At 70.6% G+C, this 12,207-nt stretch carries 12 protein-coding genes and 1 tRNA gene; 12 read left to right on the forward strand and 1 reads right to left on the reverse strand.

Annotated elements, in window-relative coordinates:
* The first annotated feature begins 4 nt into the window (after positions 1 to 4).
* Genes EJV46_RS05650 through EJV46_RS05665 form a run of 4 tightly spaced genes read left to right on the forward strand, consistent with a single transcriptional unit; the run spans position 5 to position 4,007 of the window.
* On the forward strand, positions 5 to 1,057 hold the full coding sequence (locus tag EJV46_RS05650; RefSeq protein WP_131547594.1) for an ABC transporter ATP-binding protein: 1,053 nt from the start codon (positions 5 to 7) through the stop codon (positions 1,055 to 1,057).
* Positions 1,038 to 1,871 carry an ABC transporter permease gene (locus EJV46_RS05655; RefSeq protein WP_131547595.1) on the forward strand — a complete coding sequence of 278 codons (834 nt, stop codon included), beginning with the start codon at positions 1,038 to 1,040 and terminating at the stop codon, positions 1,869 to 1,871. Before EJV46_RS05650 ends, EJV46_RS05655 begins: the two co-directional genes overlap by 20 nt.
* Positions 1,861 to 2,670: an ABC transporter permease gene (locus EJV46_RS05660; RefSeq protein ID WP_240782414.1), complete on the forward strand. Its 810-nt coding sequence runs from the start codon at positions 1,861 to 1,863 to the stop codon at positions 2,668 to 2,670. Before EJV46_RS05655 ends, EJV46_RS05660 begins: the two co-directional genes overlap by 11 nt.
* Positions 2,671 to 2,684: 14 nt before the next feature.
* The gene (locus EJV46_RS05665; protein ID WP_131547596.1) at positions 2,685 to 4,007 is read left to right on the forward strand and encodes an FAD-binding oxidoreductase; all 1,323 of its coding nucleotides are present in this window, start codon (positions 2,685 to 2,687) and stop codon (positions 4,005 to 4,007) included.
* A gap of 153 nt (positions 4,008 to 4,160) precedes the next feature.
* On the opposite strand, the gene EJV46_RS05670 is transcribed toward EJV46_RS05665, so the two are convergent.
* A tRNA-Gln gene (locus EJV46_RS05670) sits at positions 4,161 to 4,234 on the reverse strand.
* A 129-nt stretch (positions 4,235 to 4,363) separates the two neighbouring features.
* Here EJV46_RS05670 and EJV46_RS05675 point away from each other — a divergent pair.
* The 8 genes from EJV46_RS05675 to EJV46_RS05710 all read left to right on the forward strand — a co-directional run bounded on the left by EJV46_RS05675 (position 4,364) and on the right by EJV46_RS05710 (position 12,189).
* Complete coding sequence (locus EJV46_RS05675; protein WP_131547597.1) at positions 4,364 to 5,383, forward strand: Ppx/GppA phosphatase family protein; 1,020 nt, start codon at positions 4,364 to 4,366, stop codon at positions 5,381 to 5,383.
* Between the two features lie 10 nt (positions 5,384 to 5,393).
* Entirely contained in the window at positions 5,394 to 6,092 is a 699-nt protein-coding gene (locus EJV46_RS05680; protein ID WP_131547598.1) for an RlmE family RNA methyltransferase, read from the forward strand.
* Between the two features lie 291 nt (positions 6,093 to 6,383).
* Positions 6,384 to 7,361 (forward strand): N-acetyl-gamma-glutamyl-phosphate reductase, encoded by a 978-nt coding sequence (argC, locus tag EJV46_RS05685; RefSeq protein WP_131547599.1) that lies wholly within the window; start codon positions 6,384 to 6,386, stop codon positions 7,359 to 7,361.
* A gap of 151 nt (positions 7,362 to 7,512) precedes the next feature.
* A complete protein-coding gene (guaB, locus tag EJV46_RS05690) occupies positions 7,513 to 9,003 on the forward strand; it encodes an IMP dehydrogenase (protein WP_131547600.1) in 1,491 nt (496 codons plus the stop codon).
* 150 nt (positions 9,004 to 9,153) lie between these two features.
* A complete protein-coding gene (locus tag EJV46_RS05695) occupies positions 9,154 to 9,879 on the forward strand; it encodes a haloacid dehalogenase type II (protein WP_131547601.1) in 726 nt (241 codons plus the stop codon).
* Positions 9,876 to 11,183 (forward strand): RsmB/NOP family class I SAM-dependent RNA methyltransferase, encoded by a 1,308-nt coding sequence (locus tag EJV46_RS05700; protein ID WP_131547602.1) that lies wholly within the window; start codon positions 9,876 to 9,878, stop codon positions 11,181 to 11,183. Before EJV46_RS05695 ends, EJV46_RS05700 begins: the two co-directional genes overlap by 4 nt.
* Before the next feature lie 12 nt (positions 11,184 to 11,195).
* Complete coding sequence (locus tag EJV46_RS05705) at positions 11,196 to 11,759, forward strand: GNAT family N-acetyltransferase (protein ID WP_131547603.1); 564 nt, start codon at positions 11,196 to 11,198, stop codon at positions 11,757 to 11,759.
* Between the two features lie 115 nt (positions 11,760 to 11,874).
* On the forward strand, positions 11,875 to 12,189 hold the full coding sequence (locus tag EJV46_RS05710; protein ID WP_131547604.1) for a hypothetical protein: 315 nt from the start codon (positions 11,875 to 11,877) through the stop codon (positions 12,187 to 12,189).
* Positions 12,190 to 12,207 lie beyond the last annotated feature (18 nt).

The raw sequence follows: 12,207 nt of genomic DNA on the forward strand, positions 1-12,207 counted from the left end.
CCGGGTGAGGCTGGACGTCCAGGGCATCGTCAAGCGGTTCGGCGCGGTCACGGCGCTCAACGGGGTGGACCTCGCCGTCGAGGAGGGGGAGTTCCTGACCATCCTCGGCCCCTCCGGCTCGGGCAAGACGACGCTGCTGAAGGCGGTAGCGGGCTTCGAGGTGCCTGATGCCGGGACCGTGCGCCTGGGCGACCGCGACGTGACGACGGCGCCGGCGCGCCACCGCAATGTCGGCATGGTCTTCCAGAACTACGCGCTCTTCCCGCACATGACCGTGGCGGAGAACCTGGCCTTCCCGCTGGAGATGCGCGGCACCGGCAAGGCCGCGATCGCGCGGCGCGTGGCCGAGGCGCTCGCGCTGGTGGAGCTCGGCGGCTACGCGGAACGGCTGCCGCGGCAGCTCTCGGGCGGGCAGCAGCAGCGCGTGGCGCTCGCGCGGGCCATCATCTTCGACCCCTCGCTGCTGCTGCTGGACGAGCCCTTCGGCGCGCTGGACCGCAAGCTGCGGGAATCCCTGCAGCTGGAGGTGCGGCGCCTGCAGCGCCGGCTGAAGCTCACCACGCTCTTCATCACCCACGACCAGGAAGAGGCGCTGGTGATGTCCGACCGCATCGCGGTCATGGACCAGGGGCGCATCCAGCAGCTCGGCACGCCGGGCGAGATCTACGATTTCCCGGTGACGCGCTTCGTGGCGAACTTCATCGGGGAGTCGAACCTCATCGAGGCAACGGCGCAAGGCGGCCGGGTGAGCGTCCCCGGCTTCGGCACGATGACGCTGCCCGAGGCGCCCGCGCCCGGCCCGGTGACCCTGCTGCTGCGGCCGGAGGCGCTGCGCCTGGGCGCCGAGGCCGGGGCCGCCGCCTGCCACGCCACCGCAACGGTGCTGGAAAGCGTCTTCCTCGGCCTCTCGGTGAAGCTCCGCCTCCAGCCCGAAGGCGCGCCGGAGATGCTGGCCCGCCTGCCGCTCCGCCCCTCCGACCCGCCGCCCGCCGCCGAGGGCTCCACCATCACCATCGGCTTCCGGCCGGAGGACGTGCATGTCGTCCCCCGCGGCTAGGCGGGAGCGTGCCCTGCTGCTGATGGGCCTGCCGGCCCTTCTGCTGCTCGGCGTGCTCTTCGCCTGGCCGGTGCTGCGGCTGCTCTCCATGTCGGTGGAAGACGGCTCGCTGGAACATCTTCAGCGCGCGGTGCTCGACGACCTCTACCTCGCCGTCCTGTTCGACAGCCTGAAGATCGCCGGCTTCGTCACCGTCATCTGCCTGGTCATCGCCTATCCGCTGGCGTTCTGGCTGAGCCGCGCGAGCAAAATCGGCCTCGCACTCGGCATGTTCGCGCTGCTGCTGCCCTTCTGGACCAGCGTGCTGGTGCGCACCTATGCCTGGATGGTGCTGCTCGGCCGCAGCGGGGTGATCAACCGGATGCTGCGCGACTGGGGGCTGATCGAATCTCCGCTGCCGTTGCTGCACAATCTCGGCGGCGTGCTGATCGGCATGGTGCATGTGCTGCTGCCCTATATGGTCCTCCCGATCTACGCGGCGCTGCTGCGCATCGATCCCGACCTGCCGCGCGCGGCCGAGGGGCTGGGCGCGCCGCGCTCGGCCATCTTCCGGCGCGTGATCCTGCCGCTCTCGCTGCCGGGGGTGGCGGCGGGCTGCGCGCTGGTCTTCGTGCTCTCGCTCGGCTTCTTCATCACGCCGGCGCTGCTGGGCGGCGGCCGCGTCATCATGATCGCCATGCTCATCGAGCAGCAGGTGCGCGAACTGCTGGACTGGCCCTTCGCCGCCGCGCTTTCCGTCGTGCTGCTGGCGGTGACCCTGGCCATCTACGCCGCCATCAACCGGCTGACGAAGGGGGCTCGCCTTGCCTCCTGACCGTCGCGGAGGGATCGGCAACTGGCTGCTCGCGGCTTTCGCGACGCTGGTCTTCATCTTCCTGATGCTGCCGCTGCTGGTGGTCTTCCCGATCTCCTTCTCCTCGGCCTCATACCTGCAATTCCCGCCGCCCGGCTTCTCCTGGCAGTGGTACCAGCGCTACTTTGGCGATCCGGACTGGATCGACAGCACCATCCGGAGCTTCCAGATCGCGGCGCTCTGCACCGCGCTCTCCATGCTCCTCGGCGTGCCGCTCTCCTTCCTGCTGGTGCGTTCGCGCCGGCGGGGGATCTGGCTGCTGGACCGGCTGGCGGCCGCGCCCATCATCGTGCCGACCATCATCCTTTCCATCGGCCTCTACAGCATCTTCGCCCGGCTCCAGCTCATCGGCGAATGGTATGGCATCGCCGTCGCGCACACCGTGCTCGCCCTCCCCTTCGTGATGATCCTGGTCGGCGCCGGCCTGCGCGGCTTCGATGAATCGCAGGAGCAGGCGGCGATCGGCCTCGGCGCCTCCTGGGCGACGGCGATCTTGCGGATCACCCTGCCGCAGCTCCGGCCGAGCATGATCTCGGCCGGCTTCCTCGCCTTCATCTCGTCCTTCGACGAGCTGGTGGTGGCGATGTTCCTCTCCGGCGCGGAGAAGACGCTGCCGAAGAAGATGTTCGACAACATCCTGATGGAGATCGACCCGACCATCGCGGCCGTCTCCGTCACGCAGATCCTGCTGGTCGCGGTCTGCCTCGGCCTCACCACCCTCTTCGGCAAGGGCGCGCTGGCCACCACGCTGTCGCGCTGAGGAATCCTTCGAACATGGACACGATCTTCCATCCCGACTTCAAGTCGACGCCCTACTGGTGGGACGCGCTGCCGGCGGAGGAGCCGCCGCAGGAGGAGCTTCCCGCCCGCGCCGACGTGGTGATTATCGGCGGCGGCCTCACGGGGCTGAACTGCGCGATCGAGCTCGGCCGCGGCGGCGCGACAGCCGTGGTGCTGGAGGCTGAGAAGCTCGGCTTCGGCGCGTCCACGCGCAACGGCGGCGGCGTCTCCGGCGGCAATGCGATCGGCAAGGGGCTGTCGGGCTCCAAGGGCCGCTCCGGCGAGACCGCGGACGAGTTGGTGAAGGCCATGATCGGCGATGCCATCGAGGGGCTGGACCATATCGAGAGCATCGTGGCGCGGGAGAAGATCGACTGCTTCTACGAGCGCACCGGCCGCTTCATCGGCGCCTTCACCCCCAAGCACTACGTGGGCATGCAAGGCAAGATGGGCCAGCTCAACGAGCTGGCCCGGGCCGACGCCCACATGGTTCCGCGCGAGCGGCAGCGCGAGGAGATGGCCACCGACTACTATTACGGCGGCATGGTCATCAACCGGACCGGCAAGATCCATCCGGCGCTCTATCACTGGGGCCTGATGGAGGCGGCGCGGCGCTACGGCGCGGTGCTGGTTGGCCACACCCGCGCGGGAAAGCTGACGAAGCTTGCCGACGGCTGGCGCGTCGAGACCAGCCGCGGCCCGATCGAGGCGCGCGAGGTGGTGATCGCCACCAACGGCTACACCGGCGGCATCACGCCCGACCTGAAGCGCCGGCTGATGCCGATCGCCTCGCATATCATCGCGACCGAGGTGCTGGACCCGGAGCTCGCCGCGAGCCTGATCCCCAAGAAGCGCACGCTGGCCGACAGCAAGCGCATCCTCTGCTACTATCGCCTGTCGCCGGACGGCACGCGCGTGCTCTTCGGCGGGCGCGCGAAGTTCACCCAGGTCTCGCCGGAGGTCTCGGCGCCGCTGCTGCATGCGATGATGCTGGAGCGCTGGCCGCAGCTGAAGGGCACCCGCGTCACGCATGCCTGGACCGGCAACGTCGCCTTCGCCTTCGACTACCTGCCGCATATGGGCCAGACGGAGAAGGGCCTGCACTACGCGCTGGGCTGCAACGGCTCTGGCGTGGCGATGCTCTCCTACCTCGGCGCCGAGATCGGCAAGAAGATCCTCGGCCAGGCGAACCGCGTCATCTCCTTCGACGGCCAGGACTTCCCCACCAAGCCCTTCTACACCGGCAATCCCTGGTTCCTGCCCATGGTGGGCAACTGGTACAAGTTCCGCGACTGGCTGGACCGCAGGCTGGCCTGAAGGCCGGCGCGGGCCCCGGAGCGCGATTCGGCCGGAGTCCTGCCCGCGCCGCGGTGGCACGCATGGGGAGTCGAATGGGAGCGTCTGGCCCAAGGGCCGCCCCGTGAGGCAGCCCCGGTAGAAAGGGCCGCGATCACGAAGGCTTTAACGAGCTGGCTGGGGGACCTGGATTCGAACCAAGACTGTCCGAGTCAGAGTCGGAAGTTCTACCGTTAAACTATCCCCCAAGCGTCGCCGCTCGGCTGGCCGGGGCAATAGCATCGACCTTCCGGCCTGCCAAGGCCGCAAAAAGGCTTGCGATGACAGCCCCGCATCACGATCATGACTGCCACGCACCACGAACGAGTCAGCCCCCGATGACCGCTCTGCACTCCTCCCACGGCCATCAGGGCTCTCCGCCGGCGCTCTTCGCCGCGTTGGATCTCGGCACCAACAACTGCCGCCTGCTGATCGGCGCGCCCACCCGCCAGGGCTTCCGCGTGGTCGACAGCTTTTCGCGAATCGTCCGTCTCGGCGAGGGCCTGGCCGGCTCGGGCGCGCTCTCCGACGCGGCCATGGACCGCACCATCTCCGCCCTCTCCGCCTGCGCCGAGCGGCTGCACCGCCGCCCGGTCCGCCGGCTGGCCGCCGTCGCCACCGAGGCCTGCCGCCGCGCCGCCAACGGACCCATTTTCCTGGCCCGCGCCGCGCAGGAGACGGGGCTGCGTCCGCGCATCATCTCCCCGCGCGAGGAGGCCGAGCTCGCGATGGAGAGCTGCGCCCCCCTCCTCGAGCCCGGGGACCGCCGCGCCATCCTCTTCGACATCGGCGGCGGCAGCACCGAGATCGCCTGGATCCGCGCCGCCTCCACCCAGAATGGCCCCCGCCCCGAGCTGATTGGCTATCTCTCCATCCCCTGCGGCGTCGTGACCCTGGCCGAGCGCGAGGGTGGCGACTGCTTCTCCGCGCACGGCTTCCGCGAGGTGGTGGACGACATCCACGCCCGCCTGATGAGCTTCGACCGGCTGCACTGCATCGGCCAGGAGATCCGACGCGGCGGCGTGCGCCTCATCGGCACCTCCGGCACGGTCACGACCCTGGCTGGCGTCGTGATGGACCTGCCCAAATACCGTCGGCAGCTGGTGGACGGCACCCGCCTCGCCTCCGAGGCGGCCGACGACGCCATGACGCAGCTCTTCGCCATGGGCCGCGTCGGGCTTTCCGCGCATCCCTGCATCGGGCCGGAGCGGGCCGATTTCGTGCTGCCGGGCTGCGCGGTCTATGCGGCAATCCGCAAGCTCTGGCCGGTGGGCGAGCTGACGGTGGCCGATCGCGGCCTGCGCGAGGGGATGCTCATGCGCCTGATGCGGGGTGACCGGGGCGCCTGGCGCGCGTAAACCGGCGCCCATGGCCAAATCACCCAGCCGATCCGGCGGCGGCGGCCCCGTCGGCGGGCCGCGCAGCACCCATTCCAATCTCAAGACCGCGCGCGGCCGCAGCAATGCGAGCCAGCGCTGGCTCTCGCGGCAGCTCAACGATCCCTATGTGAAGGCCGCGCAGCAGGCCGGCTATCGCAGCCGCGCCGCCTTCAAGCTCACCGAGCTGAACGAGCGCTTCAAGCTGCTCAAGCCCGGGCAGCGCGTGGTCGACCTCGGCGCCGCGCCGGGCGGCTGGACGCAGGTCGTGCTGCGGGCGCTGGACGAGCGGGGCCAGGTCGTCGCGCTGGACCTGCTGCCGATGGACGGGCTGCCCGGCGCCACCATCCTGCAGGGCGACTTCCAGGACGACGCGACGGAGGCCGCGGTCCTCGCGGCGCTGGGGGGGCCTGCGGATCTCGTGCTCTCCGACATGGCGCCCAACACCACGGGCCACGGGCCGACCGACCATCTGCGCATCATGGACCTCGCGGCGCTCGCGCTCGACTTCGCGGTGAAGGTGCTGGCGCCGGGCGGCGGATTCGTGGCCAAGGTGTTCCAGGGCGGCTCGGAGAAGGAGATGCTGGAGCGCCTGCGGCAGCACTTCACCAAGGTGCAGCACGCCAAGCCGCCCGCCAGCCGCAAGGAGAGCAGCGAGCTCTACGTGGTGGCCCAGGGCTTCCGCCCCTAGGTTCCGGCACCAACGGGGTGGTGGAGCACAGCTGCAAACCTCGTTGACGACCTTCGGGCGGGCCAGTACCGTTTGGCCGATGGGTGACCTTCGCCTCCGCACCGCGAACCGACGCCGTCGCTGCTTCTCAGCGGCGGCTTTCGTGGCTGCGTGCAGACAAGCCCCTCCCCCGGTGAGATCCGCCCCCTAGCGGTCCACCCCCGAGGCGGCATCAGCCCGCATCTCCGAACCCCCGCAGCCCCTGGCTTCGGGGGTTTTTCTTTGCCCTCACTCCAGCCGCAGGACACCCCCATGAGCATTCGCGTCGGCATTGTCGGAATCAGCGGTTTTGGCGGCGGCGAGGCGATGCGCCTGATCACGGGCCACCCGTCCTTCGAACTCGTCTACGCCGCAGGCGAGGGCAGCGCCGGCAGCCGGTTGGGGGACCGCTTCCCCGGTGTGCCGGCCAGGCTGGCCGGGCTGGTGATCGAGAAGTGGGACCCTGCGACCCTGCCGAAGCTCGACGTGCTCTTCGCGTCGCTGCCCACGGGCGCCTCGGCCGAGGCGCTGGCGCGCGTCCCCCAGCAGGTGAAGATCGTCGATATCGGCGGCGACCATCGCTACGTCGAGGGTTGGGCCTACGGCCTGGCCGACGTCTGGCCAGAGCAGATCGAGGGCCATACCCGCGTGGCCAACCCAGGCTGCTTCCCCGCGGCGACGCTGACCGCGCTGGCGCCGCTGCTGGTCCATCAGCTGATCGAGCCCGGCCACATCGTGATCGACGCCAAGACCGGCATCTCCGGCGCCGGCCGGGGCGGCGCCGACAGCCGGTTCGGCTACGCCGAGAGCAACGAGAACCTGGTGCCCTACGGCCTGCTCCAGCACACCCACATGCCCGAGATGGCCAGGACCATCGAGCGGCTGAGCGGCGGCAGCGCGGCCGGGCTGGTGTTCACGCCGCACCTGGTGCCGATGACCCGTGGCGTGCTCGCCACGATCTACTGCCGTGGCCGCGTCACCACGGGCCAGTGCCTGGACGCGGCGCGGAACTTCTACGCCGGGCGGGCCTTCGTCCGCGTGACCGACACGCCGCCGCAGACCAAATGGGCCACCGGCTCGAACCTCGCCTTCGTCAGCTATGCGGCCGACCCGGAGCGCAACCTGGTGATCGCGATGGGCGTGGTCGACAATCTCGGCAAGGGAGCGGCCGGCCAGGCCGTGCAGAATGCGAACCTGATCTGCGGCCTGCCGGAGACCGCGGGGCTGGATGGCCTGCCTGTCTGGCCGTGAGAAGCCCTGCCTGATGGGGCTTCCGCACGGGTCGCGCGCCTGACGCAGGGGAGGAACGCGCCGTCTTCACCATCTCCTCGCTGGACGGCATCCCCTTGCGAGGTTAAGGACGCACGCCAAGGTCGTTTGACCGCCCGAAAGGTCCCCGCCCATGGCAGCCCTCGATTTCGCTGAACCGATTCGCATCGCCGAGGCCTATGCCTTCGACGATGTCCTGCTGCTGCCGGCCTATTCGACCGTGCTGCCAGGCCAGACGGACACGCGCTCGCGCCTCACCCGCGAGATCTCGCTCCACATCCCGCTCATCGCCGCCGCGATGGACACCGTGACCGAGGCGCCGATGGCCATCGCCATGGCCCAGCGGGGCGGCATCGGCGTCGTCCACAAGAACATGACCGCCGCCGAGCAGGCCGAGCAGATCCGCCAGGTGAAGCGCTTCGAGAGCGGCATGGTGGTCAATCCGGTGATGGTGAATCCGGACCAGACGCTGGCCGAGATCCTGGAGCTCAAGGCGCGCCACCGCATCAGCGGCTTCCCCGTGGTGGAGCCCGGCTCGGGCCGGCTGGTGGGCATCATCACCAACCGCGACATGCGCTTCGCGACCGACCCGAACCAGCGCGTCTACGAGCTCATGACGCGCGAGAACCTCGTCACCGCGCCGCAGAACGTCACCGCCGAGCAGGCGCGCACGCTGCTGCACAAGCGCCGGCTGGAGAAGCTGCTGGTGGTGGACGAGCAGGGCCGCTGCGTCGGTCTCATCACTGTCAAGGACATGGACAAGTCCGAGGCGCATCCTCATGCCGTGAAGGACCCGCTGGGCCGGCTGCGCGCGGCGGGCGCCACGGGCGTCGGCGAGGACGGGCTCAAGCGCGCCGAGGCGCTGGTCGAGGCCGAGGCCGACGTGATCGTGGTCGACACCGCGCATGGCCATTCCGGCGGCGTGCTGGCGGCGATCGAGCGCATCAAGCGGCTGTCCAACACGGTGCAGATCATCGCCGGCAACGTGGCGACGCCCGAGGGCGCGCTGGCGCTGATCCAGGCGGGTGCGGATGCGGTGAAGATCGGCATCGGGCCGGGCTCCATCTGCACCACGCGCATCGTGGCCGGCGTGGGCGTGCCGCAGCTGACCGCGGTGATGGAATGCGCCGCCGCCTCGCGCGAGGCCGGCGTGCCGGCGATCGCCGATGGCGGCATCCGCAGCTCGGGCGACATCGCCAAGGCCATCGCGGCCGGCGCCGAATGCGTGATGATGGGCAGCCTCTTCGCCGGCACCGACGAGGCGCCGGGCGAGGTCTTCCTCTACCAGGGCCGCTCCTACAAGTCGTATCGCGGCATGGGCTCGCTCGGCGCCATGGCGCGCGGCTCGGCCGACCGCTACTTCCAGGCCGAGGTGCGCGACCAGCTCAAGCTGGTGCCCGAGGGCGTGGAGGGCCGCGTCGGCTACAAGGGCCCGGTGGGCAATGTAATCCACCAGCTGGTGGGCGGGCTCAAAGCCGCCATGGGCTACACGGGCAGCGCCACCATCACGGACCTGCAGAAGAACGCCCGCTTCCGCCGCATTACTGGGGCCGGCCTGCGCGAGAGCCATGTGCACGACGTCGCCGTGACGCGCGAGGCGCCGAACTACCGCCACGATGGCTGACGACCTGGAGAGGCTGTCTGGGAGCTCTTACGGCAAAGGCTCAGCGAGGCATTTTTTGTGTCTGGAAGGCGCCGGGCGCCGCCGATGCCGGTTGCATCGGCAAGTCCGGCAACGCACCGGGCGCGGAAAAGACCCGCTGAGCCGACCCGTATGAGTTCCCAGACAGCCTCTGAACCCTGGCGTCTGCGGCAAAAGCCGGGGCGCGAGGTCGAGGTGGTGGTCTTCGATGCCTATGGCACGCTGCTCGACGTGCATTCCGCGGTCGCGCGCCATGCCGCCCGGCTGGGCGAGGCCGCCGAGGCCGTCTCGCGGGAATGGCGGCAGAAGCAGCTCGAATACGCCTGGGTGCGCAGCCTCACCGGCCCCTCCAGGCACCGCGACTTCTGGACCTGCACGGCGGATGCGCTGCGCTTCGTCTGCGCGCGCCACGGCATCGCGGACGAGGGCCTCTTCGCCGATCTGCTGGACGCCTATCGACTGCTCTCCCCCTATCCCGAGGTGCCCGCGATGCTGCGCGCCGTCCGCGCCAGGGGCGTGCAGACGGCGGTCCTCTCCAACGGCTCCCCGATGATGCTGGCCGATGCCTTCGGGAATGCCGGGCTCTCCACCCAGATCGATGCGCTGCTCTCGGTCGAGGCGGTCGGCGTCTTCAAGCCGGATGCCCGCGTCTATGCCCTGGCCGAGCGGCGGCTGGGCCTGCCGGCGCGGCGGATGATGTTCGTCTCGGCCAATCCCTGGGACAGCCAGGCCGCCCATGCCGCCGGCTTCCGCTGCGTCCGGGTGAACCGCATGGCGGCGCCCGACGAATACGGGCTGGCGGATCTGGGCGTGCCCAGCCTGCCCGATCTCACAAGCCTCCCGGAGCTGCTGAATTGACCCCCGAAGGGCGGCTCGCCGCCGCGATCGACCTGCTGCATGCGGTCTTCGACCAGCCGCGCCGCCCCGCCGACGCGATCGGCGCCGAGTTCTTCCGCGCCCGCCGCTATATCGGCGGCAGCGACCGGCGCGCGGTGTCGGACCTCGTCTGGGGCATCGTGCGGCAGCGGCTGCGGCTGGAATGGTGGGTCGCGCAGACCGGCGCGCGGCTGACGCCGCGGCTGCTGGCGCTGGCCTACCTCCTTCTCGTCGAGAAGCGGAAGCCGGGCGAGGCGCAGAAGCTGTTCGACGCCGGCCGCTATTCTGCCGGCCCGCTGGACGCGGGCGAGATGGGCGTGGCCGACCGGCTCGTGGGCAAGCCGCTGATGGGCAAGGAGATGCCGGATTCCGCCCGGCTCAACCTGCCCGGATGGGCCCTGCCCGGCCTCGCCGCGCGCTTCGGCGACCGGCTGGAGGCCGAGGCGGCCGCGATGGAGGCCAATGCCCCGCTCGACCTGCGCGTGAACCTCCTCAAGGGCACGCGCGAGGAGGCGCAGCGCCAGCTGCGGAGCGAGGGCCTGGCCTCCGAGACGACGCCCCACTCCCCCTGGGGCCTGCGGCTGGCGGGCCGCACGCCCATCACCGGGACCGCGGCCTACAAGTCGGGCCTGATCGAGGTGCAGGACGAGGGCAGCCAGCTCATCGCCGCGCTCGTCGGCGCCGCCCCGGGCATGCGGGTGGCCGACTACTGCGCGGGGGCGGCGGGCAAGACGCTGGCCATGGCGGCCACCATGAACAACCAGGGCCGCGTCACCGCCTGCGACGTCTCGGCGCCGCGGCTGGAAGGCGCCACCAAGCGCCTGCGCCGGGCCGGCGTCCACAATGCCGAGACGCATCTGCTCGAGGCGGGCGACCGCTGGGTGAAGCGCCGCGCCGGCCAGTTCGACCGCGTGCTGGTGGACGCCCCCTGCACCGGCACCGGCACCTGGCGCCGCAACCCCGATGCCCGCTCGCGCACCGGGCCCGAGGACCTCGCCGAACTGCGGAAGAAGCAAAGTGAAATTCTCGTAACTTCTTCCCATCTCGTTCGTCCTGGCGGTAGGCTCGTTTACGCGACGTGTTCGCTGCTGCCCGAGGAGGACGAATTGCAGGTTGAGCAGTTCCTGGAGGCCCATCCGGAGTTCCGGGCGATCCGGCTCGGCACGGCGTGGCCGGCGGCCGGCCTGGCCGACCCGCCCCCCATGGACGGCGCCCATCTGCTGCTCTCCCCCGCCGCCCATGGCACGGACGGCTTCTTCTGCGCCGTCCTGGAACGGCAGGCCTGAGGCCCGGGTGCGATGGTCACCATCCGACGCGCCAGATCGGGCGATGCCCCCGCCTTGGGCCGGGTCCATGTGGCCTGCTGGCGCAGCACCTATGCCGGCGTCCTGCCCGACGACTATCTGAGCTCGCTCTCCGCCGCGCGCGAGACGCTGGGCTATGAGCGCGGCATGACCGAGCGCCGCGGCGGCCACGCGGCCTTCGTGGCCGTGGCCGACAACCTGGAGATCCCCGGCGGCGGCGTGGTGGGCTTCATCACCGGCGGGCTCTCGCGCCGTCCCTCCATCGCCGAGGGCGAGGTGGAGACGCTCTATCTGCTCGACGACTTCCACGAGCGCGGCATCGGCCGGCGGCTGATGCGCGCCATGGCCTCGCACCTCGCCTCGCTCGGCGCGCAATCGGCCTTCGCCTGGGTGCTGGAGCACAACCCCTCCCGCTGGTTCTACGAGCGGCTCGGCGCCCGGCTGGTGGCGCGCGAGGAGATGCTCTTCGCCCGGGAGAAGACCACCCAGCTCGCCTATGCCTGGGACCCCATCCACACCCTGCTGACCGCGACGGCCACCACCAAGCTGCCGCGATAGGCTCATGGGCCGCTCACCTCGTCCGGGATTTCTTTGCCGCTGCCGGAGCTGGTTCGCCGGAATGCATCAGCTATCTTGGACCCCGCCGTCAGACCCGAAGACAGGAGCCCCTGGAGTGACCGCCCGTATCCTGCTCGCCGGCCTTTTCGCCGCCGCCCTGCTGCCGCGGCCCGCGCTCTCCGCCGATGCCATCCCGGCCTACGACCCGGTCCTCAGCTGCACCGAGGCCGCCCGCCGCGCCGGCGACCGCGAGGCCCCGCCCCGCCCCGAATGCCTGGAGGCCGAGACCCAGGCCAAGGCGATCGCCGCCTCGCTCTGGTCCGCCAAGCCCGCCGGCCTCCGGCAGCGCTGTGCCCGGCTCAGCGAGCGGCGGAAATCCTTCGTGACCCTGAACGCCTGCCTGCGCAGCGACGCCTCGGGCACCCGCTGAGCGCTGGACGCAAGGTCG

Source organism: Roseococcus sp. SYP-B2431 (genome assembly GCF_004336745.1).
Classification (GTDB): domain Bacteria; phylum Pseudomonadota; class Alphaproteobacteria; order Acetobacterales; family Acetobacteraceae; genus Roseococcus.

Excerpts from the sequence above, each read along its gene's own strand:
- EJV46_RS05655 (WP_131547595.1), top strand. The coding sequence starts at position 1,038 with ATGTCGTCCCCCGCGGCTAGGCGGGAGCGTGCCCTGCTGCTGATGGGC.
- EJV46_RS05665 (WP_131547596.1), top strand. The coding sequence starts at position 2,685 with ATGGACACGATCTTCCATCCCGACTTCAAGTCGACGCCCTACTGGTGG.
- EJV46_RS05675 (WP_131547597.1), top strand. The coding sequence starts at position 4,364 with ATGACCGCTCTGCACTCCTCCCACGGCCATCAGGGCTCTCCGCCGGCG.
- EJV46_RS05680 (WP_131547598.1), top strand. The coding sequence starts at position 5,394 with ATGGCCAAATCACCCAGCCGATCCGGCGGCGGCGGCCCCGTCGGCGGG.
- argC (WP_131547599.1), top strand. The coding sequence starts at position 6,384 with ATGAGCATTCGCGTCGGCATTGTCGGAATCAGCGGTTTTGGCGGCGGC.
- guaB (WP_131547600.1), top strand. The coding sequence starts at position 7,513 with ATGGCAGCCCTCGATTTCGCTGAACCGATTCGCATCGCCGAGGCCTAT.
- EJV46_RS05695 (WP_131547601.1), top strand. The coding sequence starts at position 9,154 with ATGAGTTCCCAGACAGCCTCTGAACCCTGGCGTCTGCGGCAAAAGCCG.
- EJV46_RS05705 (WP_131547603.1), top strand. The coding sequence starts at position 11,196 with ATGGTCACCATCCGACGCGCCAGATCGGGCGATGCCCCCGCCTTGGGC.